This window comes from Bacillus sp. 16GRE42 (assembly GCF_019837435.1).
Lineage (GTDB): Bacteria > Bacillota > Bacilli > Bacillales > Bacillaceae_G > Bacillus_A > Bacillus_A wiedmannii.
Genome location: NZ_JADAXF010000001.1, coordinates 1,597,270 through 1,623,422 on the forward strand (window position 1 = coordinate 1,597,270; position 26,153 = coordinate 1,623,422).

Annotated in this window: 31 protein-coding genes and 1 riboswitch; of the genes, 12 read left to right on the top strand and 19 right to left on the bottom strand. The window is 36.5% G+C overall.

Features of this window, described 5'->3' with window-relative positions; all coding sequences use genetic code 11:
• Positions 1 to 34: 34 nt before the first annotated feature.
• The 9 genes from corA to spoIIM form a co-directional block, all read right to left on the bottom strand.
• Positions 35 to 997, bottom strand: a complete 963-nt coding sequence (corA, locus tag ILS93_RS08205; RefSeq protein ID WP_064475085.1) for a magnesium/cobalt transporter CorA — start codon at positions 995 to 997, stop codon at positions 35 to 37.
• Between the two features lie 62 nt (positions 998 to 1,059).
• Positions 1,060 to 2,364 carry a pyrimidine-nucleoside phosphorylase gene (locus tag ILS93_RS08210; protein WP_064474887.1) on the bottom strand — a complete coding sequence of 435 codons (1,305 nt, stop codon included), beginning with the start codon at positions 2,362 to 2,364 and terminating at the stop codon, positions 1,060 to 1,062.
• A gap of 7 nt (positions 2,365 to 2,371) precedes the next feature.
• A complete protein-coding gene (locus ILS93_RS08215; protein ID WP_001078443.1) occupies positions 2,372 to 3,193 on the bottom strand; it encodes a purine-nucleoside phosphorylase in 822 nt (273 codons plus the stop codon).
• Positions 3,194 to 3,205: 12 nt separating this feature from the next.
• Positions 3,206 to 4,390, bottom strand: a complete 1,185-nt coding sequence (deoB, locus tag ILS93_RS08220) for a phosphopentomutase (RefSeq protein WP_001046086.1) — start codon at positions 4,388 to 4,390, stop codon at positions 3,206 to 3,208.
• Positions 4,391 to 4,790: 400 nt separating this feature from the next.
• Complete coding sequence (locus tag ILS93_RS08225) at positions 4,791 to 5,531, bottom strand: FixH family protein (RefSeq protein ID WP_081257191.1); 741 nt, start codon at positions 5,529 to 5,531, stop codon at positions 4,791 to 4,793.
• Between the two features lie 147 nt (positions 5,532 to 5,678).
• The gene (xerD, locus tag ILS93_RS08230) at positions 5,679 to 6,569 is read right to left on the bottom strand and encodes a site-specific tyrosine recombinase XerD (protein ID WP_000390083.1); all 891 of its coding nucleotides are present in this window, start codon (positions 6,567 to 6,569) and stop codon (positions 5,679 to 5,681) included.
• A gap of 6 nt (positions 6,570 to 6,575) precedes the next feature.
• On the bottom strand, positions 6,576 to 6,806 hold the full coding sequence (locus ILS93_RS08235) for a YqzK family protein (protein ID WP_149173456.1): 231 nt from the start codon (positions 6,804 to 6,806) through the stop codon (positions 6,576 to 6,578).
• A gap of 103 nt (positions 6,807 to 6,909) precedes the next feature.
• Positions 6,910 to 7,365: a ferric iron uptake transcriptional regulator gene (fur, locus tag ILS93_RS08240; protein ID WP_000392657.1), complete on the bottom strand. Its 456-nt coding sequence runs from the start codon at positions 7,363 to 7,365 to the stop codon at positions 6,910 to 6,912.
• 106 nt (positions 7,366 to 7,471) lie between these two features.
• Positions 7,472 to 8,089 carry a stage II sporulation protein M gene (spoIIM, locus tag ILS93_RS08245; RefSeq protein ID WP_229135799.1) on the bottom strand — a complete coding sequence of 206 codons (618 nt, stop codon included), beginning with the start codon at positions 8,087 to 8,089 and terminating at the stop codon, positions 7,472 to 7,474.
• A gap of 155 nt (positions 8,090 to 8,244) precedes the next feature.
• Between spoIIM and ILS93_RS08250 the strand changes: the two genes are divergently transcribed.
• Complete coding sequence (locus tag ILS93_RS08250; RefSeq protein ID WP_000803489.1) at positions 8,245 to 8,796, top strand: GNAT family N-acetyltransferase; 552 nt, start codon at positions 8,245 to 8,247, stop codon at positions 8,794 to 8,796.
• Positions 8,797 to 8,820: 24 nt separating this feature from the next.
• Here the strand turns inward: ILS93_RS08250 and ILS93_RS08255 are convergent, their stop codons facing one another.
• Positions 8,821 to 9,360 carry an NUDIX domain-containing protein gene (locus ILS93_RS08255; RefSeq protein ID WP_000067040.1) on the bottom strand — a complete coding sequence of 180 codons (540 nt, stop codon included), beginning with the start codon at positions 9,358 to 9,360 and terminating at the stop codon, positions 8,821 to 8,823.
• 74 nt (positions 9,361 to 9,434) lie between these two features.
• Here ILS93_RS08255 and mciZ point away from each other — a divergent pair, with 74 nt between their 5' ends.
• Together mciZ and lolS are read left to right on the top strand one after the other, a co-directional pair.
• A complete protein-coding gene (mciZ, locus tag ILS93_RS08260) occupies positions 9,435 to 9,563 on the top strand; it encodes a Z-ring formation inhibitor MciZ (protein ID WP_000870295.1) in 129 nt (42 codons plus the stop codon).
• A gap of 53 nt (positions 9,564 to 9,616) precedes the next feature.
• On the top strand, positions 9,617 to 10,531 hold the full coding sequence (gene lolS / locus ILS93_RS08265) for an aldo/keto reductase (RefSeq protein ID WP_064474883.1): 915 nt from the start codon (positions 9,617 to 9,619) through the stop codon (positions 10,529 to 10,531).
• 29 nt (positions 10,532 to 10,560) lie between these two features.
• Here lolS and ILS93_RS08270 read toward each other — a convergent pair whose 3' ends face one another.
• The 3 genes from ILS93_RS08270 to ILS93_RS08280 form a co-directional block, all read right to left on the bottom strand.
• The gene (locus ILS93_RS08270; protein WP_048546278.1) at positions 10,561 to 11,388 is read right to left on the bottom strand and encodes an aldo/keto reductase; all 828 of its coding nucleotides are present in this window, start codon (positions 11,386 to 11,388) and stop codon (positions 10,561 to 10,563) included.
• A gap of 121 nt (positions 11,389 to 11,509) precedes the next feature.
• Positions 11,510 to 12,034 (bottom strand): GrpB family protein, encoded by a 525-nt coding sequence (locus ILS93_RS08275; RefSeq protein ID WP_064474882.1) that lies wholly within the window; start codon positions 12,032 to 12,034, stop codon positions 11,510 to 11,512.
• 70 nt (positions 12,035 to 12,104) lie between these two features.
• Complete coding sequence (locus ILS93_RS08280) at positions 12,105 to 12,368, bottom strand: YqkE family protein (protein WP_000727565.1); 264 nt, start codon at positions 12,366 to 12,368, stop codon at positions 12,105 to 12,107.
• Between the two features lie 202 nt (positions 12,369 to 12,570).
• On the opposite strand from ILS93_RS08280, the gene ILS93_RS08285 reads away from it, so the two are divergent.
• Positions 12,571 to 14,160 (top strand): bifunctional metallophosphatase/5'-nucleotidase, encoded by a 1,590-nt coding sequence (locus ILS93_RS08285; RefSeq protein ID WP_064474881.1) that lies wholly within the window; start codon positions 12,571 to 12,573, stop codon positions 14,158 to 14,160.
• Between the two features lie 126 nt (positions 14,161 to 14,286).
• Here the strand turns inward: ILS93_RS08285 and ILS93_RS08290 are convergent, their stop codons facing one another.
• Positions 14,287 to 14,763, bottom strand: coding sequence for a ribbon-helix-helix domain-containing protein (locus ILS93_RS08290; protein WP_064474880.1), 477 nt, complete (start codon positions 14,761 to 14,763; stop codon positions 14,287 to 14,289).
• 121 nt (positions 14,764 to 14,884) lie between these two features.
• Between ILS93_RS08290 and ILS93_RS08295 the strand changes: the two genes are divergently transcribed.
• Complete coding sequence (locus ILS93_RS08295; protein WP_222660303.1) at positions 14,885 to 15,883, top strand: alpha/beta fold hydrolase; 999 nt, start codon at positions 14,885 to 14,887, stop codon at positions 15,881 to 15,883.
• A 131-nt stretch (positions 15,884 to 16,014) separates the two neighbouring features.
• Complete coding sequence (locus ILS93_RS08300; RefSeq protein ID WP_064474878.1) at positions 16,015 to 17,334, top strand: Na+/H+ antiporter family protein; 1,320 nt, start codon at positions 16,015 to 16,017, stop codon at positions 17,332 to 17,334.
• Positions 17,335 to 17,357: 23 nt separating this feature from the next.
• Here the strand turns inward: ILS93_RS08300 and ILS93_RS08305 are convergent, their stop codons facing one another.
• The gene (locus ILS93_RS08305; protein WP_222660305.1) at positions 17,358 to 18,221 is read right to left on the bottom strand and encodes a LacI family DNA-binding transcriptional regulator; all 864 of its coding nucleotides are present in this window, start codon (positions 18,219 to 18,221) and stop codon (positions 17,358 to 17,360) included.
• Positions 18,222 to 18,320: 99 nt separating this feature from the next.
• Positions 18,321 to 18,803 (bottom strand): GNAT family N-acetyltransferase, encoded by a 483-nt coding sequence (locus tag ILS93_RS08310; protein WP_222660308.1) that lies wholly within the window; start codon positions 18,801 to 18,803, stop codon positions 18,321 to 18,323.
• 81 nt (positions 18,804 to 18,884) lie between these two features.
• Here ILS93_RS08310 and ILS93_RS08315 point away from each other — a divergent pair, with 81 nt between their 5' ends.
• Positions 18,885 to 19,808: an alpha/beta hydrolase gene (locus ILS93_RS08315; protein ID WP_048546291.1), complete on the top strand. Its 924-nt coding sequence runs from the start codon at positions 18,885 to 18,887 to the stop codon at positions 19,806 to 19,808.
• Positions 19,809 to 19,817: 9 nt separating this feature from the next.
• On the opposite strand, the gene ILS93_RS08320 is transcribed toward ILS93_RS08315, so the two are convergent.
• A complete protein-coding gene (locus ILS93_RS08320) occupies positions 19,818 to 20,063 on the bottom strand; it encodes a DUF2552 family protein (protein ID WP_000360793.1) in 246 nt (81 codons plus the stop codon).
• 287 nt (positions 20,064 to 20,350) lie between these two features.
• On the opposite strand from ILS93_RS08320, the gene ILS93_RS08325 reads away from it, so the two are divergent.
• The 5 genes from ILS93_RS08325 to ribH all read left to right on the top strand — a co-directional run bounded on the left by ILS93_RS08325 (position 20,351) and on the right by ribH (position 24,623).
• Entirely contained in the window at positions 20,351 to 20,557 is a 207-nt protein-coding gene (locus ILS93_RS08325; protein ID WP_001151582.1) for a CDGSH iron-sulfur domain-containing protein, read from the top strand.
• A 189-nt stretch (positions 20,558 to 20,746) separates the two neighbouring features.
• Positions 20,747 to 20,890: riboswitch (FMN riboswitch) on the top strand.
• Positions 20,891 to 21,198: 308 nt separating this feature from the next.
• Positions 21,199 to 22,311 carry a bifunctional diaminohydroxyphosphoribosylaminopyrimidine deaminase/5-amino-6-(5-phosphoribosylamino)uracil reductase RibD gene (gene ribD / locus ILS93_RS08330; RefSeq protein WP_222660310.1) on the top strand — a complete coding sequence of 371 codons (1,113 nt, stop codon included), beginning with the start codon at positions 21,199 to 21,201 and terminating at the stop codon, positions 22,309 to 22,311.
• On the top strand, positions 22,293 to 22,937 hold the full coding sequence (gene ribE, locus ILS93_RS08335; RefSeq protein ID WP_064474874.1) for a riboflavin synthase subunit alpha: 645 nt from the start codon (positions 22,293 to 22,295) through the stop codon (positions 22,935 to 22,937). Before ribD ends, ribE begins: the two co-directional genes overlap by 19 nt.
• A 12-nt stretch (positions 22,938 to 22,949) precedes the next feature.
• Positions 22,950 to 24,143, top strand: coding sequence for a bifunctional 3,4-dihydroxy-2-butanone 4-phosphate synthase/GTP cyclohydrolase II (gene ribBA / locus ILS93_RS08340; RefSeq protein WP_064474873.1), 1,194 nt, complete (start codon positions 22,950 to 22,952; stop codon positions 24,141 to 24,143).
• 18 nt (positions 24,144 to 24,161) lie between these two features.
• Complete coding sequence (ribH, locus tag ILS93_RS08345; RefSeq protein ID WP_000230900.1) at positions 24,162 to 24,623, top strand: 6,7-dimethyl-8-ribityllumazine synthase; 462 nt, start codon at positions 24,162 to 24,164, stop codon at positions 24,621 to 24,623.
• A gap of 29 nt (positions 24,624 to 24,652) precedes the next feature.
• Here the strand turns inward: ribH and ILS93_RS08350 are convergent, their stop codons facing one another.
• Entirely contained in the window at positions 24,653 to 24,973 is a 321-nt protein-coding gene (locus tag ILS93_RS08350) for a hypothetical protein (protein WP_222660312.1), read from the bottom strand.
• Positions 24,974 to 25,153: 180 nt separating this feature from the next.
• Positions 25,154 to 26,152, bottom strand: a complete 999-nt coding sequence (bioB, locus tag ILS93_RS08355; RefSeq protein WP_098102730.1) for a biotin synthase — start codon at positions 26,150 to 26,152, stop codon at positions 25,154 to 25,156.
• Between the last annotated feature and the right edge of the window lies 1 nt (position 26,153).

Here is a 26,153-nt window from a genome sequence, read left to right on the forward strand (position 1 = left end):
GTAAAAACACCGAGGAAAATTCCTCGGTGTTTTTTTACTTAAACCATCCTTTTTTATAAAACCAAGCCATCATGCCACCGCCAATTAGCGCCATTAGAAGTAGACAAACAAAATAACTATATTGTCCACCAAGCTCCGGCATATGCGTAAAGTTCATTCCGTATACTCCCGCAATAAATGTTAATGGCATGAAAATAGTCGAGAATACAGTTAATGTTTTCATAATGTTATTCATATGATGTGAGTTTAATGAAAAATAGCTATCTCGAATATCTGCCGTTAACTCCCGGCTTGCCTCAATCATTTCTGTTAGTTTAAGCAAATGGTCATGTATATCTTTAAAGTAAATCTCATGATCACTTATACCGTAAAAACGAGTCGAATTTAAAATACGATACAATAAATCACGCATCGGAATGATTGTGCGCCTTAGCTTCGATAAATCTGCACGTATATCAAATACTTCTTCTAATACACTTCCCGCTGTCTCACCCGTTAAATTATCATCAATTGCATTTAAATGATCCTCAATGTAATATACAGGCGCAAAATAGTCATCTACAATTTGGTCGATAATTGTATGAGCTACGTGTAAAGGACTATTTTTAATACGCTTCTTTTCTCCAAGTGTTTTCCATACTCTTTCGATTGCATTGTTATGAGAAAAGTGGAAAGAAACAATAAAACGATCACTAATAAATAAATCGATTTCGTGCGGTTCTAATCCATCCTCACCAAATGCATGAAGAACTAAAAAGTTATATCCATCATAAAAATCAACTTTTGGCCTCTGTACATATTCTATACAGTCTTCAATTGCAAGGGGATGGAACTTAAAATGATCTTGCAAAATGTATGTATACTCTTCTTTCGTTGGCTTATATAAATCTAGCCAATACCATACAATATGGTCTTTCGTTGTTTCTTCTAGCGAAACATCATATAATACTTCATCTGTTTTTGTTATTGCACAAATTCTAATCATAATTTCACCCATTATTATTATAAACAAAAAATAGCAAAAAAAGCCAAGGAGAAATACTCCTTGGCCCTTTTTTATTATTCAGTAACGATGCCGTGCACTAATGTTGGTGCATCTACATGTTCGTTAGCGATCTTCATGTTCTCATAAATTTTTGCTTTTACATCTTCCACATTTTCACGGTTTGCGTAAATTGTAACAAGGGATTCACCTTTTTTCACGCTGTCCCCTACTTTTTTGCGAAGCATTAAGCCAACTGCTAAATCAATTTCAGATTCCTTCGTCGCACGTCCTGCTCCTAAAAGCATTGCTGCTGTTCCAATTTCATCTGCAACGATTTCTGATACATAACCGTCTTCCTTCGCTTCTACTTCAATTTTAAACTGTGCTTGTGGTAATTTAGTAGGATCATCAACAACAGAAGCATCGCCACCTTGCGCTGATAAGAACGTTTTAAATGATTCTAGCGCTTTACCGTTGTTCATTACTTCAATTAATTTCTCACGTGCATCTTCTAAAGATGAAGCTTGTCCAGCAAGGTATACCATTTGACTTCCAAGCGTTAAACATAACTCTTCTAAATCTTTCGGTCCTTTACCTTGTAATGTATCAATTGCTTCTTGTACTTCAAGTGCGTTACCAATCGCCTCACCAAGTGGTTGACTCATATCAGAAATAACAGCCATCGTATTACGACCAACGTTATTACCAATGCGCACCATTGCTTCTGCTAAACGTTTTGCATCTTCATCTGTTTTCATAAATGCACCTGCTCCAGTTTTTACATCAAGAACAATTGCATCTGCACCAGCAGCAATTTTTTTACTCATAATCGAGCTTGCAATAAGCGGAATAGAGTTTACTGTTGCCGTTACATCACGAAGTGCGTATAACTTTTTATCGGCAGGTGTTAAGTTTCCACTTTGACCAATAACAGCGATTTTGTTTTCATTTACAAGACGCATGAATTCATCATTTTCGATTTCAACATGGAATCCTGGAACTGCTTCTAATTTATCAATTGTACCACCAGTATGTCCTAAACCACGTCCAGACATTTTTGCAACCGGTACACCTAAAGCGGCTACTAATGGACCTAACACAAGTGTTGTTGTATCACCAACACCACCTGTTGAGTGCTTATCTACTTTTACCCCTTCAATAGCTGATAAGTCGATTGTATCACCGCTATTTACCATTGCCATCGTTAAATCAGCACGTTCTTGATCGTTCATATCTTGGAAGAAAATTGCCATTGCAAGTGAACTTACTTGATAATCAGGAATATCACCATTCGTATATCCTTCAACAATAAAGTTAATTTCTTCTGTCGTTAATGCATGTCCGTCACGTTTTTTTGCAATTAGGTCCACCATTCTCATTGTGAGGTCACCCCTTCATTTGTTTTACGATTGCTTTTACTAATGCTAAGAAGTTAGCTTTAACACGTTCTGTCGTTTCAATTACTTCATCGTGGTGAAGTGGCTGATCTAAAATACCAGCTGCCATATTTGAAATACAAGAAATACCAAGTACTTTCATACCAGCATGACGCGCTACAATTACTTCTGGTACTGTTGACATACCAACTGCATCTCCGCCTAGTGTACGAAGCATACGAATTTCAGCAGGTGTTTCATATACAGGACCTGTCATTCCAACGTATACACCTTCTTGTACTTTAATATTTAAGTCCGCTGCAACTTGTTTCGCCATTTCACGAAGTTCTGGTGTATATGATGTAGACATATCAGGGAAACGTACCCCCATTTCAGAATCATTCGGTCCGATTAATGGATTTGTACCCATGAAGTTAATGTGGTCTGAAATTAACATAAGATCGCCTGGCTCAAATGATGTATTTACACCACCAGCTGCATTTGTTACAACAACTGTTTCTACACCTAGTTCTTTCATAACACGAACTGGGAATGTTACTTTTTGCATGTCGTATCCTTCATAGAAGTGGAAACGTCCTTGCATTGCTACTACTGTTACACCTTGAAGTGTACCGAATACTAGTTGACCTGCATGACCTTCTACAGTTGATACTGGGAATTCAGGGATTTCACTGTAAGGTACTGTTACTGCGTTCTCGATTTCATCTGCTAATACACCTAGTCCAGATCCAAGGATTAGTCCTACTTGTGGCGTTTCTTGAAATTTCTCTTTTAAGTATGAAGCTGATTTTGTAATAAGTTCACGATTCATTTGTTTATCCCCCTATTTCTTTAGCTCGTTTAAGAAGCTTGTTCCGTGTTCTGGCATTTTCACGCCGAAGTTTTCTGCTACCGTTGCACCAATATCAGCAAATGTTTGACGAAGTGCTAATTCTTGTCCGCCTTCTTTCATGCTTGGGCTATATGCTAATAACGGTACATATTCACGTGTATGATCAGTACCAGGATGTACTGGATCATTACCATGGTCTGCTGTAATTAATAATAAATCATCTTCTTTTAGTTTTTCGAATACTTCTGGAAGACGTGCATCATAGTCTTGCAGTGCTTCTCCATATCCTTGTGGATCACGGCGGTGACCGAATAATGCATCAAAGTCAACTAAGTTTAAGAAGCTAAGACCTGTAAAGTCCATGTTTAATGTATCTACAAGCTTATCCATTCCATCCATGTTAGACTTCGTACGAAGTGATTCAGTTACCCCTTCACCATCATATATGTCAGAGATTTTACCGATAGCAATCACATCGTAGTCACTATCTTTTAATTCATTCATTACCGTGCGGCCAAATGGTTTTAACGCATAATCATGACGGTTTGGTGTACGTGTGAATTTCCCTGGTTCTCCAACGAATGGACGAGCGATAACACGACCTACCATGTACTTTTCATCTAACGTTAATTCACGTGCAATTTTACAAATTTTATATAACTCTTCAAGTGGCACTACTTCTTCGTGTGCTGCGATTTGTAATACGCTATCAGCAGAAGTGTAAACGATTAAAGAACCTGTTTCCATTTGTTCTTGACCAAGCTCATCAAGAATCTCAGTTCCAGAAGCTGGTTTATTACCGATAATTTTACGACCTGTTTTTTCTTCTAATTCATCAAGTAATTCTTTTGGGAATCCTTCAGGGAACACTTGGAATGGTGTATCAATGTAAAGACCCATAATTTCCCAGTGCCCTGTCATTGTATCTTTACCAGTAGATTTCTCTTGCATTTTTGTATAATATCCAAGCGGTTTTTCTACTTTAGAGATACCTTTCATTTCACGAATGTTACCAAGACCTAACTTCACCATATTTGGCATTTGTAATCCATTCATATGTTCAGCAATGTGACCAATTGTGTCAGAACCTAAATCACCAAATTGCTCAGCATCCGGTGCTTCGCCGATTCCTACAGAGTCCATTACGACTAGGAATATACGTTTATATTTATTCATAACTGCGACCTCCTATAAGTTCAGTTCTACTTCTTGTAGTATGTTCAAAACGCTATAAAGTGAAACTGTTATTCATAAGAATTATCTTTCGTTCTCACTGGCAAACAGTACTTCTTTAAATCAATTTCTAACCTATTTTGTTTTACTGGAAACGACTCAAAAACATTTCTAGTTTTTTCTAAGTCAGATGTCAGACATCTGATATTGATATCATAACATGTTTACGCTTTCTTTTTAATACATTTTCGTAGAATTTCTTATTTTATTCACACTTCTATTGTAATCCATTATGCGAAGAAGTGCTAATTATTTTATGATTTATTTCTTCATATAAAGCGAAACTTTAATCTGCCCGCAAATAACGTGATAAAAATAAAAAGCAGCTCTAAAGAGCTGCTTTTTATTTTACTTCTACTGTTTCTTCTTTATGTTCATGTAGTTCGCCTTTTTTAACATGAACTTTCACTTTGTAAGCACCGTTTTCTTTGAAAGTATGTTTCGTTTCATACTCTCCTTTATTTCCTTCTTTTGCTGGAATAAATTCATGTTTTTCAACACCATCTTTCCAAATCTCAAGTTGTACTTCAGCACCAGTTAACGCTTCTTCTTTTTGCTTTAAATGAACTTTCATAGTTGATTCTGCATTTGCTTTTATATCACCAGCCATAAGGTGGATCATCGTATCGCTTTTATGATCGCCATGCCCTGCACCGTGATTACTATTTTCTTTTTTCGCATCTTCTACTTTCGCATTTCCTACAGCCACTTTTACTTCTGGCATAACATGCATTTCACGTGCATTTGTGTGAGCGATAATATGGTATACTCCATCCGTCTCGAACGTTTTCTCTACTGCATAAACACCTTTTCCTTTATGCTTCCCATCTAACATCTCGTGCTTTTCGTCGCCATCTTTCCAAATTTCAAACTTTACATCATCAGCATCTGTTACTTTTTCTTTTCCTTGTGTAACAAGTGCTTGTACTTCTGTTTTTTCACCAGGTTTAATTTCTTTCGGATTTGTTTGAACTGCTACTTTTACAGCTTCTAGTTTCTGTTCTTTTTTTGGTTCTTCTTTGTTTGTATTACAGCCAGCCAATGCTAGCATCGCGATAAATAAAGTCATAATAAGTTTTTTCATCATCATTTCCTCCTTCATACCTTATTTAGTATAGAGGAAATACATTGTAATATTCTAGTCTTCTGCTGAAAACAATGTACGAAATGTTTGTGAAGTTTTTGTGAAGTACTATAGCCTTTTGAATCTATGAAAAAAAGAGCATAGTAACTATGCTCTCGGATGAAACTGTTTATATACATCTTTTAATCTAGCTTTTGAAACATGCGTATAAATTTGCGTCGTTGAAATATCTGCATGTCCTAGCATTTCTTGCACAGCACGCAAGTCTGCTCCATTTTCTAATAAATGCGTAGCAAAAGAATGGCGCAACGTATGTGGTGTAAGCTCTTTTTCAATATTTGCTTCTTTCGCCAATCGTTTTAAAATTTTCCAAAATCCTTGTCTTGATAATCGATTCCCATGATGGTTTAAAAAGAGTGCATCTACTACTTTTTTACCCATCAATTCTCTTCTTCCCTTTTCAATATACTTTTGAATCGCTTCCGTCGCTAAACTTCCTAGTGGAATAATTCTTTCTTTATTCCCTTTCCCTATGCAACGAACAAATCCCATCGTTAAATGTACATCTTCTAAATTTAAGGCAATTAATTCCGAAACACGAAGTCCTGTTGCATAAAGTAACTCTAGCATCGCTTTGTCACGAACCCCAAAAGCACTCGTCATTTTTGGCGTCTGAAGTAACGCCTCTACTTCATCGATTGATAGTACTTTCGGTAATTTCCGTTCTCCTTGCGGCGTTTCAATATGTACGGATGGGTCGTGCTCTACCGCTCGTTCACGAAGTAAGAATTGGTGAAACGAACGAATCGATGCAATATGACGTGCTAATGTTTTCGAAGATTTTCCGTTTTCTTTTAAGTGCTGCAGAAAATTAACAATGTGCAAGCGTGTCACTTCATGAAAGCTTTTCGCCTGTTCTACATTTTGCAAATACTTTACATAACTTTTTAAATCACGTTCATAAGATACTACTGTATTTTTCGCTAGCCCTTTTTCGACAACCATATAATGAATAAAATCTTTTAATTGATCTTCCAATCTACACTACTCCCCATTTTCATAGAAAAACATCATTCTATTTACGAAAGCATCCCTTGCCGGCTCTTCATTCCCTGATACTTTTTCTACAGTCTCTTCTTTTGGTTTTTCATAACGATGATAGCTTTCATATTCTTCATTTATCCATAGTATAGCGAAATAAAACAAAATCGTACAACTTGTAAATAATAAAAATACTTTTATCCCATCAAAAGTTAATTTTAAAGCTCGGCGCATTGTAAATTCCTCCAAAATATAAGTTATTACAACATATGCCAAGCTTTCACCAATTTATACCTTATTCAAATAAAAAACCTCTTCCTAGATAAATAGGAAAAGGTTATTTTTCATCCGTTTCATTTTCTTGACAATTTTTACAAATCCCATGGAATGTTAAACGATGATCTTTCACCTTAAAGCTCCAGTCACGTTCTACTTTCCTTTCCACTTCACCAAGTAAATCTTCTTGTATTTCTTGTACAGCACCACATTGTGTACAAATCAAATGATGGTGAAAACGCTGCGCACCTTCTTGGCGTAAGTCATAGCGTGAAACACCGTCTCCGAAGTTAATCTTATCGACAACTTTTAACTCAGATAATAGTTCTAAAGTTCGATAGACGGTTGCTAATCCGATCTCTGGCGACTTTTCTTTTACAAGGAGGTAAACATCTTCTGCGCTTAAATGATCTTCTTCATTTTCTAGCAGCACACGAACTGTTGCTTCACGTTGCGGTGTTAATTTGTAGCTCGCTGCATGTAATTGCTTCTTAATTCGTTCAATTCTCTCTTCCATTCGGTACTACTCCCTCCTCGCCACTCTTACACCATTATATCAGAAGAAGGGCTTCTGTCAAAAGAAAAACAATAAAAACAAATTGATAATTATTCTCAAAAAGTATTTATTGTTTATTAATAGCCTCAACGACTTCTTTCATTAAAACTGGTGATGCATAAGCTTCTACACTAGAAGCAAGAGCTAACACCGCTCCAATTACAAGAAAGAAGCATGTATAACGAATTAATAATGGTAATAATGGCTCGGTTATTTTCCTGATAAATTGATGCCTAATCATGCGTAAGGAAAAGCTTGCGGCAATTGTTGTCATAACGAGAAATACTGGGATAATAATGAGGTTTTGTGGCAATACAGAAACGAATGCTAATAATAATCCATTCCATCCATGCTGACTGACTAAAAAACCTACTGTAAATCCGACAACTACTCCTTTTACAAATAATAAAATAAAAATAAGTGGCACTCCAATAATTGAAATCCCCAAAATCCAAATAAATCCAATGTATTTTAATTGCGAAAAGTAACTTTCTCGAAACATTTCGCTCGCAATAGCAAATTCTCCTTTAGAAACTTGTCCAAAAAAACGTTGTAAGTAAAATGATAAATCTTGTTTTTGATTTAATTGTAAACTATTCACAAGAATGGCCCCAAATATTACTCCCATCAATAATAAAACAGCGTTAAATATATATAATGAAGAGTTTTCCTGTATGTGAGACATTACACGGTCTTGCCAAGTTTTTCTCCACATTTTTCTTCCCTCCGTTCACACTCTTACTAAAAATGTATGAAAGAAAGAAAAAAGTATGACGAATTAACATTGAAATTCCGCTCTACTTTGCTAAACTAAAAAGTAGAGAATAGGAGGGATTTCTCTTGAAACCATTATTATTAGATTTTCCAACATTATTTCAAACTGAACGCTTACAAGTTCGTAAGCCATTTCCAGGTGATGGTGCAGAAGTGTATGAAGCAATCCAAGCTTCTCTAGAAGACTTAGTACCGTGGATGCCAATTAACGCTGAAACAGAAGAAAGTGCTGAAGAAATCGTTCGTAACGCTCACGGGCAGTTTTTACTTCGTGAAACACTTGATTTTCACTTATACGATAAAGTATCTGGTACATTCATCGGAGCTATAACGCTCAAGCCTGAAAACTGGGATATTCCAAAGTTTTCACTTCACTTCTGGCTGCATAGCGCTTATACAAAACAAGGCTATATGACTGAAGCCATTAAAGGTGCCATTCAATTTGCCTTTGATAAGCTAAGTGCTAGAAGAATTGAAATTCGTACTGATGCAACAAATGCAAATGCATGTAACCTAGCAGAACGTTTAGAATTTATTCTAGAAGGTACAATGGAAAATGATTTCATAGCACCAGATGGTAGCTTACGTGATGCACGCGTATACGCAAAAATCAATTAAAAAACACTCGCCTTTGGCGAGTGTTTATTTTTGTAGTTGTAAATATTGTACTGCAAACATCGTCTTCGCATCATGAATACGAAGATCTTTCATAAGAATAATCGCTTCTTCTAACGATACTTCCATCAATTCCACAAATTCATCTTCATCTAACTCGGCTTTATTTTCTTTTTTCGTCAAACCTGTCGCTTTATATACATATAAAATTTCATCTGCAAATCCTGGAGATGTATAGAAAGAAGTAATAAGCTCCATATTTTCACATACATATCCTGTTTCCTCTTCTAATTCACGAACTGCTGTCACCTCAGGTTTTTCACCAGGTTCTAACTTGCCGGCCGGAATTTCTATAATCGCCTTTTCAAGCGCTTTACGATACTGCTCAACAAGCACGATTTTCCCCTCATCAGTAATAGCAATAATAGCAACTGCACCAGGGTGATTTACAATTTCACGTTTACTCATTGCTCCATTTGGTAATACTACATCATCAACACGAACTTTTATAACTCTACCATCAAAAATCGGCTCAGTTTTTACTGTTCTCTCTGCAAGATTACTCATACTACTTCATCTCCCTGTTCTATTTCCTATTCTTTCCTCATACATTTTACCACATTGAAAGGAGCGTGATAGAAATGAAAGTTTATATTTTACCAAATCGCGTCACTTTAGTCGGAAAAGCATGGCAAATTCGCCATAAGCTAAAACAATATGGCAAAGAGTATACAACTGTACAAGAGTGGATTACAGCAAATAAAAAGTAAACGTTTGTCAACCTCTTTTTCCTTTCGTACAATAAAGGTAAGGAGGTTGACCTATGAAAAAACGTCAATTAGGAAACTCAGATTTGTTTGTTACACAAATGGGCCTAGGCTGCATGTCTCTCGGTACATCTGAAACAGAAGCTATGCGTATTATCGATGAAGCAATCGATTTAGGAATCAATTTTTTTGATACAGCGGATTTATATGATTATGGATTAAACGAAGAATTTGTTGGAAAAGCCTTAAAAGGGAAACGAGACCAAATTGTTCTTACAACAAAAGTTGGAAATCGTTGGACAGAAGAAAAAAACGGGTGGTCTTGGGATCCTTCTAAAAATTATATAAAGGCTGAAGTGAAAGAAAGTTTACGTAGACTTCAAACTGATTATATTGACCTTTATCAACTTCACGGCGGGACGATTGAAGATCCAATAGATGAAACAATTGAAGCCTTTGAAGAATTAAAAAAAGAAGGTATTATTCGCCATTACGGTATTTCTTCTATACGTCCAAATGTTATCCGTGAATATGCTAAACGTTCAAATATCGTTAGTGTGCTAATGGAATATAGCCTTTTAAATCGTCGCCCTGAAGAATGGTTCCCACTTCTAAGTGAACATCAAATTAGCATTATTGCTCGTGGGCCACTTGCAAAAGGAATTTTAACTGACAATAATGCAAGAAAGATAGAAAGAGTAAAAGAAAAAAATTACCTTTCTTATTCTTACGATGAATTATATGCGACACTCGCGAATGTAAAAGAAATAATCGGAGAAAGCTCTTTAACAGGAACAGCTATTCAATATTGCTTACATAACGAAACTGTTGCAGCTGTTATACCTGGTGCAAGCTCTATTCAACAATTGCAAGAAAATGTACAGGCTAGTAAACAAAAAAAGTTAACAACAGCAGAATATATACAACTTCAGCAAATTGCTAAATGTGATACTTACGCTTTACATCGTTAAAAAGACGCTACCATACCGGTAGCGTCTTTTTATAGCGTATCATATTTATCAGGATTCGTTCCTACATGTAAATTACGATTTAACGTATTAATTTGAGTCATCTCTTCTTCTGTTAGTGAAAAATCAAAGATAGAAAAATTCTCTTTAATACGTGATGGTGTAACAGATTTAGGAATCGTCACTACCCCGCTTTGAATATCCCATCTTAATATAACTTGCGCAGGTGTTTTTTCATATTTCGTAGCAATGGCCTGAATAATCGGGTTCTCGAATACTTCCCCGCCTCTCATTAATGGGCTCCATGCTTCCATTTGAATTTGCTCACCTTGACAGAAATTACGCAATTCAAATTGCGCTAACATCGGATGAAGTTCCACTTGGTTGACCATCGGCTTCACTTTACAATTTGGTAATAACAGTTCTAAATGATGTTTATGAAAATTTGAAACACCAATCGCGCGCACTTTACCTTCTTCATACAGTTTCTCTAACGCTCGGTAAGTATCGACATACTTTCCTCTTATTGGCCAATGTATTAAATATAAATCTACATAGTCCATTTGTAATTTCTTTAAGCTTTTTTCAAACGCCTCAAGTGTTTCCTCGTATCCTTGATCGTCGTTCCAAACTTTTGTTGTAATAAATATGTCTTCTCTCGGAATCCCTGATTCACGAACCGCTTCTCCGACACCGCTTTCATTTTCATATACAGTTGCTGTATCAATCGAACGGTATCCAACTTCTAACGCTGTTTTTACTGCTTGTTTTACTTCGTCGCCTTCTTTCGCTTTATAAACGCCTAGACCAATCATCGGCATTTTTACGCCATTATGAAGTGTAGTTGTTGGAATGTGCACAGTCGTCTCCCTTTCATTCTTACAGTTTTTATAAGCCGCCACTTTATTTCAACAAGATTCAACCAAAAAGTCAAAACATATGTACAGTTTACATAATAATTTTATACATTAAAACGCGAAATCAATTATTCATATTTCCTTCTCTCCATTCTTTCGCTTTTTCATCAACACTACGTACAAACTCATTTTTTCCTTCCGTATATAACGTGCCATCATATGTATATTTTTCGGCTAATTCTTTCTTTAAGGTTGCATATGCCTCTGCTTCTTCACAATGAGCCATCATATAATCACGAAACGCTAAATGCCTTACTATTTCAGGATTTCCTTTTTCAAAAACATGTAAGTGATACGAGCGTTTTTCCTCCGTTCCATGAATAAAATAACGACGTCTTGAAATACCATTTTCCCCTTTTACGATGTAACCAAGCTCTTCAAAACGTTCATTCCAATCATCTACTCTGTCGATACTCTCTACTTCCATAATCATATCTATAATTGGTTTAGCTGCCAGTCCTGGCACTGATGTACTTCCAATATGATGGACTTTCACCATTTCTGGCATCGCCGATTTTAATCGTTCGGCCTCTATTTGAAATTTTTCGTTCCAATGATTTTCATGCGGAACGACTACAATTTTTCTCATTTTACACTCCCCTTTTCTTACAAGCTCGTCAAAAAAATGATCAGCGGTATGCACTGATCATTTTTTTATATTATTTAAAGTCTTTCCAAGTAAGGCTACTTTCACTTAACAGTTCTTCAAATGATTTATTCTTTTCTCGTTCTTTTTGTTCTTGGCGCTTTCTTTCCAGTTCAGCTGCCTCTTTTTTCTCTTCCCTAACTTGCAATTCTTTCTTCTTATTCTTTAATTGCTGCATGAGTGAATCATTTAATTGATCGCCTAATGTAAGCGACTCTTTCTCTGGTCTATTCACTTGCGATTGTCTTTGCATTTGTCTTTGTTTCTTTTTCTTCATGCTACTCACCTTTTACTTTTTTCTCCATTATAGTAGATACACAATGATCTCGACAATAAAAAAGGTTCTTTACTCTATTATTCACCTTTTGTAAATATGTTAATTTTTCGAAAAAACTAATTTTTTATATAGATATAATCCTATGAATCTATTAAAATTATGTCGTATGATGTCAGATTATAAAAAAAAGGAGAAATGAATTATGTGGAAAAAAATCATTCCTGCTGTTGCCGTTTTAAGCACCATAACTTTTTCAAGCGTATTTGCCGCTCCCCCATCCCAGATTCCAGCTGAACAAAACCGCTACGTAGACGTACAAATGCTTGGTATTAATGATTTCCATGGACAACTAGATACTGTTAAAAAAATTAATAACAAAGAAGCTGGTGGCGCTGATTACTTAGCTACTTATTTAAAAGAACGTAAAAAGCAAAACCCTAATACACTTCTCGTACATGCTGGCGATATTGTCGGAGCTAGTCCACCAGTTTCAGCGTTGTTACAAGATGAACCAACGATTGAATTTTTAAATGACTTAAAATTCGACGTTGGTACAATCGGAAACCATGAATTTGATGAAGGTATCGATGAAATGAAACGCCTCATTTACGGTGGATATCACGAGAAAACAGGGAATTTCAAAGGTGCTAACTTCCCTTATGTCGCTGCTAACTTCTATAACAAATCAACTGGTCGCTTATTTTTACCACCATTTACTGTAAAAATGGTAGATGGTGTTCCTGTAGGATTCATTGGCGTTGTTACAACTGATACGCCAAATGTCGTGATGCCTACTATGCTTAAAAATGTACAGATCACTGACGAAGTAGAAGCAATTAATAAATCAGCGCAACAATTAAAGCGTCTCGGTGTTAAATCCATCGTCGTCCTTGCCCATGTCGGCGGAACAACTGATGAGTCTGGCGTGACAAATGGAGACCTTACTCGAATTGCAAATGAAACAGACTCGGAAGTTGATGTTATTTTCGGTGGACATAGTCACACGTATGTAAATGGTACTGTAAATAATAAACTAATCGTCCAAGCGAACTCTTATGGAACAGCTTTCTCAGACGTAGATGTAACAATTGATCGTAAGACAAAAGATATTGTAAAGAAAAAAGCTGAAGTGATTACAACATATCATGAAGGTGTGGAACCTGATAAACAAGTAAAACAAAAAATAGATCAATATAAAGAAAAAATCGCACCACTTGTAAATGAAGTTGTAGGAAAATCTACAGCACCTATCGACCGTAAACAAAATGATGCTGGTGAATCTACTCTTGGGAATGTAATTGCCGACGCACAGCGTCAAACGATGCAAGCTCAAATCGCACTTATGAATCCTGGTGGCATTCGTAATGACTTAGATGCTGGCGATATTACTTGGGGCGAATTATATGGCATTCAGCCTTTTGGAAACCAATTGATTAAAGTAGATTTAACAGGTCAAGATATTCGCGACATTTTAAATCAACAATGGCAAAAAGGAACAACAAGAATGCTTCAAATTTCAGGTATTCAATATACGTGGGATGCAAATAAACCAAGCGGTGAAAAGGTTACGAATATACGCTTAACAAATGGCGAAGAGTTATCTCCATCTAAAACGTATAGCGTAGTTGCGAATGCTTTCTTAGCTTCTGGCGGTGACGGATTCGTATCATTTAAAAATGGAAAGAATTCAGAAACTGGTCCAAACGACTTTGAAGCGCTAGTCGATTATGTAAAACAATTAAAAGAACCAATTCAGCCAGTTATTGATGGAAGAATTCAAAAGGTAAATTAAGTATTTCCCTAATATGCGATCCAGATTTTTATTGTAAAGGATACGCACTTATACTTACTTAATCCACAATATTAGTAAAACCTAAAAAGGATACTCGTTCTTACAATGAACATAGTATCCTTTTCTTTAGTTATCAAAATGTGATGTTTTGTTAAAATCATATTGTTGTAAAAATTGTTGTAACGCCTCTTCTACAAGTTTAGATTTTTGAATTCCTTTCAATTCTGATATAACGTCTAGTTTTGCTAATATGTCTTTATTAATAGAAAAGGTACGTTTCTTTTTTTCTGTACTTATACTCATAATGGGCACAATTACTTCTTCTCTCTTTCTTAATAACTCATAAATACTTTGTAATTGCTCATAAATTAATAATTGATAATCCGTTGTCGCATATTGAAGGGCTGTCGCTTCTTGGAGTTGTAAGTGACGCGGTTCTTCTCCATCTCCTACAAAAATACGTTTCTTCTGTTCTCCATCATATTCGTATCCAATTAATCTTAATTTCTTTGATAATGTATATGGGCTTATTTCAAGACGTTTTGCTATAATAGCGATGGATTCACGTCTATTTAAGCAATCTATAATTTCTCCAATCGTCACAATTTCCCTCCTCCCGTATTGAAATGACACTAGTATGGTATGTTACAATGATTTTCTAACAGTATATGCAAAACGAATAGCCTGTGCGATTCATACGATTTCAGAAAAGGAGGTTTTCCATATGCTTTTTCGTAGCTATACCCCACAGTTTTATAATGAAAATAAACAACTCATTCCTAATAGTATTGCTACGATGGAAAGCGTTATGATTCATAATCGAAAACAAACTCTCCTTATTCGCGGGCAAAACATAGAGCAGCCAATTTTATTATGCTTTCATGGCGGACCTGGCATGGCACAAATTGGATTTATTCGTCATTTTCAAAGAGAATTGGAGAAACACTTCATCGTTATTAATTGGGATCAGCGCGGGGCAGGTAAATCCTTTTCAATGAAAGATTTCGGAACAAATTTTACAATCGAACAATTCGTTTCCGATGCAAAAGAAGTGATTCAATATGTACTTAAAAAGTTCAGTAAACAGAAACTATTTCTCGCTGGTCATTCTTGGGGAAGCATTATTGGGCTTAACATAGCACATCAATATCCGCAGTATATCGAGGCTTACATCGGTATTGGGCAGATTGTACATATGAAACAAAACGAAGAATTGCTATATCAGCATTTAATTCGTTCTGCAAAAAAACATGATCATAAAAAAGCATTAGCGTCCCTTTTAAAATTAGGCAAACCACCATTTTTAGATACGAGACGCCTTATTATTCAAAGAAAGTGGCTTGGCACATTCGGCGGAGCAATCCAAAACGGATCTTCCTTTTCTTTCATACGAAAAGGCTTCTTTTCTCCTGAATATACGCTATTAGATTGGTTCAAGTTTCTCGCAGGAAATTTAAAATCTGGCGTTTTATGGGAAGAAATGTTGACAATCGATTTCTTTTCTTCTATTTCAAGCTTATCTATTCCGGTTTATTTTTGTTCTGGTCGCTATGATTATCAAACTCCTTATGCTCTCGTTCAGGAATATTGTGATGTAATAGAAGCCCCCATAAAAAAAATGATTTGGTTCCCAAATTCAGCACATTCTCCTGATTTAGAAGAACCACAATTATTCGCCAATTCTTTACAATCAATTAAACAAGAGCTAGCTTTTCAGCATTAGTAACAAAAGGCTCTTTTACATTTCATAGAAAACAATTTATAATAATATGTCGCAACTATGTATAAATATAGCAAAGTGCTTCATATTTACTTGCCTTAGCACAATAAAATTTTAGGGAGATTACATTTATTATGAATGCTGTACTCGTCGCAGTAGCAGTTATGCTATTGCTTAGTTTGTTTCGCGTCCAGGTCATTGTCGCCATCATTGTTGGAGCTTTAACAGGCGGAATTATCGGTGGACTCGGTATTTCAGAAACTATTAACACTTTTACAACTGGCCTTGGAAACAGTGCTCCAATCGCTTTAAGTTATGCAATGCTTGGCGGTTTCGCTATTTCCCTTTCCAAAACAGGACTTCCAGATGCCATGATTCAAACTGCACTAAAATGGATTGGCAATGAACAAGACACGAAAAAACAAGTTTATTCTAAAATACTTATTTTATTCATCATTTTAACGATGGCTTGTTTCTCACAAAATGTGATTCCTGTTCATATCGCTTTCATCCCCATCTTAATTCCAGCACTTTTAAAAGTATTAAATGAGCTGAAAGTGGATCGCAGACTTGTTACATGTATTATTACATTCGGATTGATTACTCCTTATATGTGGATTCCAGCAGGGTTCGGAAAAATTTATCATGACGTATTGCAAACAAATGCTGCGCAAAGTGGTCTTACATTTGATGTCGCACTTATTCCAAAAGCAATGACTATTCCAGCAATCGGTATGATTATTGGATTATGTGTAGCGGTATTCATTACGTACCGGAAACCTCGTACGTATGAAACAGAACAAGTTCATACTACCGCAAATGAAATCGTTCCCTATACAAAACGTAGCATTACTTTCGGATTGTTATCTATCATAGCCACATTAACCGTTCAATTAGCAACAGAATCAATGATTTTCGGTGCTTTAGCGGGGATTATCGTCTTATCAGTAAGTGGTAGTCTACCTCTTAAAGAAGCTGATGCTATATTAACAAGCGGAATGCGCATGATGTCCTTTATCGGTTTTGTTATGATCGCTGCCGCTGGATTTGGTGCTGTTCTTCGAAAAACAGGACATGTTGAATCTCTTGTGCAAACGAGTGCACATATAATTGGAAATAACAAACCACTCGCTGCATTTCTTATGCTTGTGATTGGACTTCTCGTTACGATGGGAATTGGTTCATCCTTTTCAACCATCCCTATTTTAACAACAATTTTTGTGCCTCTTTGCATGCAGCTTGGATTTAGTCCAATGGCCACAATTGCAATTATCGGTACAGCTGGAGCGCTAGGCGATGCGGGATCTCCAGCATCAGATAGTACACTTGGGCCAACATCCGGTTTAAATGCTGATGGTCAACACCATCATATATGGGATACATGTGTACCAACTTTTCTGCATTATAATATACCGTTACTTATATTCGGCTTTATTGCCGCAATTACATTATAAAAGGTGCGTTTTATACGCACCTTTTACTTTTTTATTTTTTCTTTTAATTGTTGTAAAGCTATTTTCCCATTTTCTTCGGCGCAACTTTCAATTTTCATAAGTGACGGGCCTATCCATTCACTGTCTATGCTCCCGTTCGGTCCAATGATTTTCAACTTATCCGGTATACGAATATTTAAATTTTTCGCTGCTTGAATTAACTCAAAAGTAACCTTTTCACTTGAAGTTACAATTCCATCTATATACGGGTGAGTTTGCAAGAATGTAATAAACTGTTTATTCGTATACCCTTGTACACATACTTCTCGATAAGAGATCCCTTCCTCCCAAACAGCGTCTAAAAATCCTGATATGTGCTCTTCCATTTCTTCACTATCTTCTCCCTCATCGAAATAAGCAAGAAATTGACAGCCTTTTTCTTTTAATAAAGAAACCGTTCTTTGTCCCTTTTCATAATAATTTGCATGGGATTTTTTTTCATCAATCACAACAAACGGAAGTGGAATTTCTCCTATACTTTTAAAAACGGATTTTGTTAAAATAACACCTGCAACGTTATTTCCCTTCAACATATGTATGTATCTATCTTTATTCTCTATATTACAAACAATGATTTGATATCCTTCTTTATATGCTATTTCCTCAATACAATGTAGCAAAGTGATGTTTGATGGGTCATATAGATTATCTACAAGTAATGCAATTATCGTTGAATTCTCTTTAAATAATGGCTTTGCTGCACTATTTGGCCTATAACGTAATTCCTCAATTGCTTCCTTTACTTGTTTTACTGTGTCCTCATGAACGTATCCTTTTTCATTAATAACTCGTGAAACGGTTGCGACTGAAACACCTGCCAATTTTGCAACATCACGTATAGTTGCCACATCTTCACCCCTTAATATGGTAATAGATTACAATTTTACGGTAACCTAAATTACAATATTCGTCAAGGTTACTAACTTATATTTCTGAAAATTGTTACATCAATTTGTTAAACGATACTCCAACTGTATTTCATGTAAAATTGGGATGTTATCATATCCGATACGCGGAATTTCTTTCTTCATTTTTCGTGCCTCTTCCACTGCATTCACATATAAATTAGTCATCACAAAATTACGTTTTTGGTAAAAACGTAACGCATTCATATTATCATTTGTTGTTATGAGCCAAACCCGCCCGCACCGTTCTTCTTCTGCAACTTGTAATACACAATCTACAAGTTTCGTCCCTATTCCTTTTCTTTCTTCAAAGCTATCTAACGATACAATTTCACACATATTTCCGGTCACTTCATACGTTATAATTCCGATTATTCTGTCATCCGAGAGCGCAACAAATCCTGGCAACTCTTCTAACTGGTGCCCCTTACCACGTGAAACCATCAATGAACTCCCCCAGTTCTCACACATGAACATTCGGATTGTTTCTTTCATCGCTGGGGTAATTTTTTGTATATACACCATTTCCTATTTCTCCCCTTTTCTATCATTGTGATACAATGTAAGTGTATCACATGTAACGGTATTTGGAGGATGAGGTAAAGTATGAAACGTTTTTTTGCAGCATTGTTTACTATACTAGGTGCGATAACTGCCCTTGGGATTTTCTTTACAAATAAAGTGATGTACTTAAAGAAAAAAACAGAGGAAGAAGTACTCGAAAGAGAAACGAAAAAACATTTTCGTATAGAGGATTTTGATGCTCTTCATAAAGAAGAAATTCATATTCCTTCGCAATTCGGATATGATCTTCACGGCTATTACATTCCTGCTGGTCATTCCAATAAGTTTATGATTTTTTGTCACGGCGTAACTGTAAATAAAATGAACTCTGTAAAATATGCAAGGTTATTTTTAAACAGAGGGTATAATGTCGTTATTTATGATCATCGTCGTCATGGTAAAACTGGCGGAAAAACAACAAGCTATGGATACTATGAAAAACATGATTTAAAATCTGTAGTTGACTGGCTAAAAAGTCGCTTTGGAACAAATATAACACTCGGTATTCATGGTGAATCTATGGGAGCTGCAACACTTCTTCAATACGCAGGACTTGTAGAAGATGGTGCTGATTTCTATATTGCAGATTGTCCTTTTTCTGATTTCTACGGACAATTACAACACCGTTTAAAGGTTGAATTCCATTTACCTAAATGGCCTTTATTACCTTTAGCAAATGCTTTTTTAAAAGTGCGTGACGGTTATACGATTCGCGAAGTTTCACCAATCGATTGTATAAAAAATATTAACAATCCCGTCCTCTTTATTCATAGTAAAGATGATGATTATATTTTAGCTGATATGACGAAAGCACTATATGAAGCAAAAGAAAACAATAAACAACTTTATATTGCAGAACGCGGTGCACACGCTTGCTCTTATAACGAAAATAAAGAAGAGTATGAAGCGGCCGTTGATCAATTTTTAAACTCATATGTAAAAGAAACAAAAAACAGGCTTGCATAAGCCTGTTTTTTATTGCGCTAAAACGTCTGTAACTTGTTCCATGTTTTCAGAAATCCATTGCATTGCATCGTCTAACGTTGGAAATTCTGTCGTTTGAAATGTTACTTCATCTTGAAGTAACCAAACATCCTTTGCCTCTTGCCCTACACCTGCAATGGACCAATGTAACAAACTATATGGATGATTATCATTCAAAAATGATGCCCACGTGCGCTCATTTGCAATGTTTCGTAATGTATGTAATTGTTTATCCATCTCTCGTCACCTTACTCTAGTCAGTTATGAAAACTATTATAACACTCTCTTCTTTCTCAAACAAAGTGCTCTTTTTACCCCGCATTAACGGGCAGTAAAACTCCCACCTCAAAACTCAGCTAAAACAAAGAAGTTAGGTGGGAGATTAACTGCCCCTAAAAGCCCGATTGGTTCAACTAATAATTAGTGGGGGATACCTCCCCCACTAATTAAAGTTTCACTTTATATTGTCAAGTACTTCTCTTAATTATATGATGAAATTAAGCGTTTGGGAAGGAGGGATAGCGTTGGCGAAAGTACAAATTAAAGTAAATGATAATGGCTCTTTTCGTGTTACAGGGGACGTGGAATTAGTCGATTCACAAGGGAATGTATTCCCAGCAAAACCGGCATTTTCTTTATGCCGTTGTGGTTTATCAAAAAATATGCCTTATTGCGATGCTTCGCATAAAGGGAAATTCGAGTCTGTTGTTAGAGCACCAGAGGCAGAATAATTTCACATGTGACATGCACATTTTTTTGTGCATGTTTTTTCTTTTCATTAACTCTCGTCCCCCCTTTTCCTTACAACATTCCTCATACTTTTGTCCTCATTCCAACTTACATATATTTTCACACAATTCTTCACATTCGAATATTTTTTACTAGCCTTTTGTCTTTTTTGTGCTATAATTTGAGCAAACAACATCCTTCGGGGTCGGGTGAAATTCCCAACCGGCGGTGATGAAGTGCGAACTTCTAAGTCCGTGACCCGTTTTCAACTCGAAAACGGTGGATCTAGTGAAACTCTAGGGCCGACAGTATAGTCTGGATGGGAGAAGGATATGTTTTCTAGTAATTTTATATAGCGAATACACTTTTATTTCAGTATGCATATTTTTGAAGTTTCGTTTTGAATCTTATATATGTTTTATTTTGTATACTTATGTTTCTATACTGAAATAAAAAGATACGACTAGCGTTTGAAAAATTCGATATTTTGCTAGGTTTTTTCCTTATGCAAAAATATCAATCATCGTTAGGTTTCTTTCCTGTACTTTCGTATTCGAACTATATTTCTAGAAATCACGTCTCCCAAACCCCAAGGATATAAAATCCTTGGGGTTTTTTGATTTTTTCAGGAGAGGTGAAGAAAATGACAGATCAAGAATATATGAGGATTGCCCTGCAGTTAGCGGAAGGAACATCCGGACAAACAAGTCCAAATCCTATGGTTGGTGCTGTTGTTGTAAAAGATGGAAAAATCGTCGGTATAGGCGCTCATTTACGTGCAGGTGAAGAACACGCAGAAGTTCACGCTCTTCATATGGCTGGTGAAAAAGCAAAAGGAGCTACCGTTTATGTAACACTTGAACCGTGTAGCCATTTTGGAAAAACACCACCTTGTTGTGAATTGCTCATCAAAAAAGGAGTCAAACGGGTTGTAATTGCTACTCTTGATTGCAATCCTCTCGTTTCTGGTACTGGAAAAAGGAGATTAGAAGAAGCTGGCATCGAAGTAACTACTGGTGTTCTTGAAACAGAAGCCACCTTATTAAATCGTTTCTTTTTTCACTACATGAAAACGAAACGTCCATTTGTAACAATAAAAACAGCGATGAGCTTAGATGGAAAAACAGCAACTGTCACTGGTGAAAGTAAGTGGATTACAGGTGAAGAAGCACGAGCTGATGTTCACCAATATCGCCATACACATGATGCGATTCTCGTTGGAGTAAATACAGTTATAGCTGATAATCCGCATTTAACGACCAGAATTCCTAACGGGGGTAAACATCCTATACGCGTCATTTTAGATACCCATTTACGAACACCACCATCTTCTCATGTCATAACAGATGGTTTAGCACCGACATGGATTTTTGTCGGTAAGGATGTAAATAAAGAGAAAATAGCTTCTTATGAATCTGAAAATATAGCTATATTCCAAATGAAAACAAAACATATAGACCTCAAGGACCTCCTTTTCTTTCTTGGAGAGAAGCAAATTCTTTCTTTATTCGTTGAAGGAGGCCAATCGACTCATGCAAGCTTCTTACAAACAAAGCATTTCAATGAAATTATAACTTATATAAGCCCGATATTAATTGGTGGGAATGATGCCCCTACTTTATTTGGTGGAAATGGTTTCGCAGCATTGCAAGATGCACTTTCCTTGGAAATTCAAGAGATGAAACAAGTTGGTGATGATATAAAAATCGTTGCGAATGCCCGAAGTGAGGTGACGGAATGTTTACAGGAATTGTAGAAGAATTAGGAACGATTGCAAACATGCAACAAAGCGGAGAAGCAATGAAGTTAACGATCCATGCGAATAAAATTTTATCAGATGTTCACTTAGGTGATAGTATCGCGGTTAACGGTATTTGCTTAACTGTAACGAGTTTCACAACAACTTCATTCACAGTGGACGCAATGCCTGAAACGATGCAATCAACATCACTTCGCATGCTTAAACCCCGCTCTAAAGTAAATTTAGAGCGGGCGATGGCTGCAAACGGACGATTCGGTGGGCATTTCGTTTCAGGGCATATTGATGGCATCGGAACGATATTAAACAAAAAACAACACTATAATGCCGTCTATTACAAAATAGCTATTGCTGATGAATTGCTGCGCTATTGTTTGCATAAAGGATCCGTTGCTGTTGATGGAACGAGTTTAACGATATTTGATATAGACGAATCTTCCATCACAATCTCACTCATCCCGCACACAGTAAGTGAATCTGTTATCGGAGAAAAGAATGCCGGTGACATAGTAAACATTGAGTGTGACATGATCGGTAAATATATCGAACGCTTTATTTCTAAACCTGTAAAACGAACAGGTTCAATGAGCGAAAGCTTTTTACAAGAAAACGGATTTCTATAAGGGGGAAGCATTATGTTTCATCGTATTGAAGAAGCTCTAGAAGATTTAAAACAAGGAAAAGTCGTTATCGTATGCGATGATGAAAACCGTGAAAATGAAGGCGACTTTATCGCTTTAGCAGAGTATATTACGCCAGAAACGATTAACTTTATGATTACACATGGGCGTGGTCTCGTTTGTGTACCGATTACGGAAGGGTACGCAGAGCGTCTACAATTAGAACCAATGGTAGCTCATAATACAGATTCGCATCATACTGCATTTACAGTGAGCATTGATCATGTTTCTACAACAACAGGGATTAGCGCTCACGAACGGGCGACTACGATACAAGAATTGTTAAACCCTGCATCAAAAGGTGCTGATTTCAATCGTCCTGGACATATCTTTCCATTAATCGCGAAAGAAGGCGGTGTACTGCGCCGTGCTGGTCATACAGAGGCTGCCGTCGATTTAGCACAGCTTTGCGGAGCAGAACCAGCTGGAGTCATTTGCGAGATTATCAATGAGGACGGTACGATGGCTCGCGTACCTGATTTACTACAGTGCGCAAAACAATTTGATATAAAAATGATTACAATAGAAGATTTAATTGCTTTTCGCCGCCACCATGAAACACTAGTGACCCGAGAAGTGGAAATTACATTACCTACAGATTTCGGTACTTTCCATGCAATTGGCTATTCTAATTCATTAGATACGAAAGAGCATATCGCACTCGTAAAAGGTGATATTTCAACAGGAGAGCCTGTACTTGTACGCGTTCATTCAGAGTGCTTAACAGGAGATGTATTTGGCTCATGCCGCTGTGATTGCGGACCACAACTCCATGCTGCACTTGCTCAAATTGAACGTGAAGGAAAAGGCGTTCTTCTTTATATGAGACAAGAAGGACGAGGCATCGGCCTTCTTAATAAGCTTCGCGCTTATAAGTTACAAGAAGAAGGATTCGATACGGTAGAAGCAAACGAAAAACTTGGATTCCCAGCTGATTTGCGTGATTACGGTATTGGCGCTCAAATGTTAAAAGATTTAGGTTTACAACAGTTACGATTATTAACGAATAACCCACGAAAAATTGCTGGCTTACAAGGTTACGATTTAGAAGTAATCGAGCGTGTTCCATTGCAAATGCCAACAAAAGAAGAGAATAAAACGTATTTACAAACGAAAGTAAACAAATTAGGACATTTACTAAACTTATAATAAAGGGAGAGATTCATTATGGTATTCGAAGGTCATTTAGTTGGTACAGGATTAAAAGTTGGGGTTGTTGTTGGACGTTTCAATGAATTTATTACAAGTAAGTTACTCGGCGGAGCTTTAGATGGATTAAAGCGTCACGGTGTAGAAGAAACTGATATCGATGTTGCTTGGGTTCCTGGTGCATTTGAAATTCCTTTAATCGCTAAAAAGATGGCTAATAGCGGGAAGTATGATGCTGTTATTACGTTAGGTACTGTAATTCGTGGTGCTACAACACATTACGATTACGTTTGTAATGAAGTAGCAAAAGGAGTTGCATCTTTATCACTACAAACAGACATCCCAGTTATTTTCGGTGTATTAACGACTGAAACGATCGAGCAGGCGATTGAACGCGCGGGCACGAAAGCTGGTAATAAAGGCTATGAATCCGCCGTTGCTGCGATTGAAATGGCTCATTTATCAAAACAATGGGCATAAAAAATAAAAAAGAGGCTGCGGCCTCTTTTTTATTTTTTTACTTTTTTCCGTACATCTTTTATTAATTCATCCATTGTTTTTCCTTCTGTTTGTATACGAAGCGTTTGTGCTGTTCTCCATATATTCTCCCTTTTCTTCGCTTCTTCTATAATAGTAATTTCTTTTCGCACTTCCTTTAAATCTTTTCCTTCTGTTTTCAATCCAAAATGTTCAGCTTTCGTTCGAAAATGTTGTTCAATTCGTTGTTGCATCTCTTTTTGTTCAGGATTTTCAGCGGCCTTAACTGGATCAGCACTTATTGCTTTTAGTAAAATTAGACAAGTCATAATCGCTAATATATATTTGTACATGTAAAATCCTCCAACCCAATATAAATTACATATTTACTATGTACAATTGAGGCTTGGAAAATTCGTCCACCAAAATTCTTTTTTTCGCTCAAAAACCAATAGTATCAAGCGTTCACAACTATTTATTACATTTTATTTACAAAAAAGCAAACTCTTTTACAAGTTTGCTTTTTATCTATCTTATAATGCACATTCTTCAATCTCAAATCCCAAATCTTCAATCATACCCCAGTCTGCAGTCGGCTCTTGCCCAGCTGTCGTTAAATAATCCCCGACAAAGATAGAGTTTGCTGCAAATAATCCGATTGGCTGTACAGAACGTAAATTAATTTCACGTCCTCCTGAAATGCGAATTTCTTTCGTTGGGTTTACAAAACGCATCATCGCCAGCACTTTTAAACATTCTACCGGCGTTAATTCTTTTTGTCCTTCAAGCGGCGTACCCTTTACAGCAACAAGGAAATTACATGGAATTGAATCTGCATCTATACGTTGTAATTCAAATGCAATTTCAGCACGTTCTTCTATTGTCTCTCCCATTCCAAAAATCGCCCCAGAGCATGGTGAAATGCCCGCTTGTTTTGCTTTTTGAACTGTATCAACACGATCGTCATACGTATGAGTGGAGCAAATACTTTCGTAATTATTTGCATGTGTATTTAAGTTGTGGTTATAACGATGTACACCCGCTTCTGCTAAACGTCCTGCTTGATCTTCGTTTAAGAAACCTAAACAACAACAAATCTTCAAATCTGTCGTTTCACGAATCTCCTTAACTGCTCCAATTACGTGATTCACCTCTTTATCGGTCGGGCGACGACCAGATGCTACAATACAATATGTACCCGCTTTACGGCGAATTGCTTCGTGTGCTCCTTCTACAATCTTTTCCTGCGTTAACCATGCATATTTATCAATCGGCGCCTCTGAAATAATAGACTGTGAACAATATCCGCAATCTTCAGGACATAATCCAGATTTCGTATTAATAATCATATTCAATTTTACTTTCTTACCAAAGTGATGATGGCGAATGATGTAAGCTGCATTCATAATTTCTAAAATTTCTGTATCATCAGCTTCTAATATTGCAATTGCATCCTCTTTCGTAATCATTTTCTCTTCTACTACGTCATGCGCAAGTTTTTTCCAATCCCTTTTTGTTTGTACTTGTTTCATT

Coding starts and splice junctions, on each gene's coding strand:
- ILS93_RS08275 (WP_064474882.1), bottom strand. CDS start 12,034: ATGAGAAAAATTGTAGTCGTTCCGCATGAAAATCATTGGAACGAAAAA.
- ILS93_RS08315 (WP_048546291.1), top strand. CDS start 18,885: ATGAAACGTTTTTTTGCAGCATTGTTTACTATACTAGGTGCGATAACT.
- ILS93_RS08255 (WP_000067040.1), bottom strand. CDS start 9,360: ATGAGTAATCTTGCAGAGAGAACAGTAAAAACTGAGCCGATTTTTGAT.
- ILS93_RS08300 (WP_064474878.1), top strand. CDS start 16,015: ATGAATGCTGTACTCGTCGCAGTAGCAGTTATGCTATTGCTTAGTTTG.
- ILS93_RS08295 (WP_222660303.1), top strand. CDS start 14,885: ATGCTTTTTCGTAGCTATACCCCACAGTTTTATAATGAAAATAAACAA.
- ILS93_RS08225 (WP_081257191.1), bottom strand. CDS start 5,531: ATGAAAAAACTTATTATGACTTTATTTATCGCGATGCTAGCATTGGCT.
- ILS93_RS08285 (WP_064474881.1), top strand. CDS start 12,571: ATGTGGAAAAAAATCATTCCTGCTGTTGCCGTTTTAAGCACCATAACT.
- ribE (WP_064474874.1), top strand. CDS start 22,293: ATGTTTACAGGAATTGTAGAAGAATTAGGAACGATTGCAAACATGCAA.
- fur (WP_000392657.1), bottom strand. CDS start 7,365: ATGGAAGAGAGAATTGAACGAATTAAGAAGCAATTACATGCAGCGAGC.
- ILS93_RS08210 (WP_064474887.1), bottom strand. CDS start 2,364: ATGAGAATGGTGGACCTAATTGCAAAAAAACGTGACGGACATGCATTA.
- ILS93_RS08235 (WP_149173456.1), bottom strand. CDS start 6,806: ATGCGCCGAGCTTTAAAATTAACTTTTGATGGGATAAAAGTATTTTTA.
- ILS93_RS08310 (WP_222660308.1), bottom strand. CDS start 18,803: ATGGTGTATATACAAAAAATTACCCCAGCGATGAAAGAAACAATCCGA.
- mciZ (WP_000870295.1), top strand. CDS start 9,435: ATGAAAGTTTATATTTTACCAAATCGCGTCACTTTAGTCGGAAAAGCA.
- bioB (WP_098102730.1), bottom strand. CDS start 26,152: ATGAAACAAGTACAAACAAAAAGGGATTGGAAAAAACTTGCGCATGAC.
- ribD (WP_222660310.1), top strand. CDS start 21,199: ATGACAGATCAAGAATATATGAGGATTGCCCTGCAGTTAGCGGAAGGA.
- deoB (WP_001046086.1), bottom strand. CDS start 4,390: ATGAATAAATATAAACGTATATTCCTAGTCGTAATGGACTCTGTAGGA.
- ILS93_RS08350 (WP_222660312.1), bottom strand. CDS start 24,973: ATGTACAAATATATATTAGCGATTATGACTTGTCTAATTTTACTAAAA.
- ribH (WP_000230900.1), top strand. CDS start 24,162: ATGGTATTCGAAGGTCATTTAGTTGGTACAGGATTAAAAGTTGGGGTT.
- lolS (WP_064474883.1), top strand. CDS start 9,617: ATGAAAAAACGTCAATTAGGAAACTCAGATTTGTTTGTTACACAAATG.
- ribBA (WP_064474873.1), top strand. CDS start 22,950: ATGTTTCATCGTATTGAAGAAGCTCTAGAAGATTTAAAACAAGGAAAA.
- spoIIM (WP_229135799.1), bottom strand. CDS start 8,089: ATGTCTCACATACAGGAAAACTCTTCATTATATATATTTAACGCTGTT.
- corA (WP_064475085.1), bottom strand. CDS start 997: ATGGGTGAAATTATGATTAGAATTTGTGCAATAACAAAAACAGATGAA.
- ILS93_RS08280 (WP_000727565.1), bottom strand. CDS start 12,368: ATGAAGAAAAAGAAACAAAGACAAATGCAAAGACAATCGCAAGTGAAT.
- ILS93_RS08215 (WP_001078443.1), bottom strand. CDS start 3,193: ATGAATCGTGAACTTATTACAAAATCAGCTTCATACTTAAAAGAGAAA.
- ILS93_RS08320 (WP_000360793.1), bottom strand. CDS start 20,063: ATGGATAAACAATTACATACATTACGAAACATTGCAAATGAGCGCACG.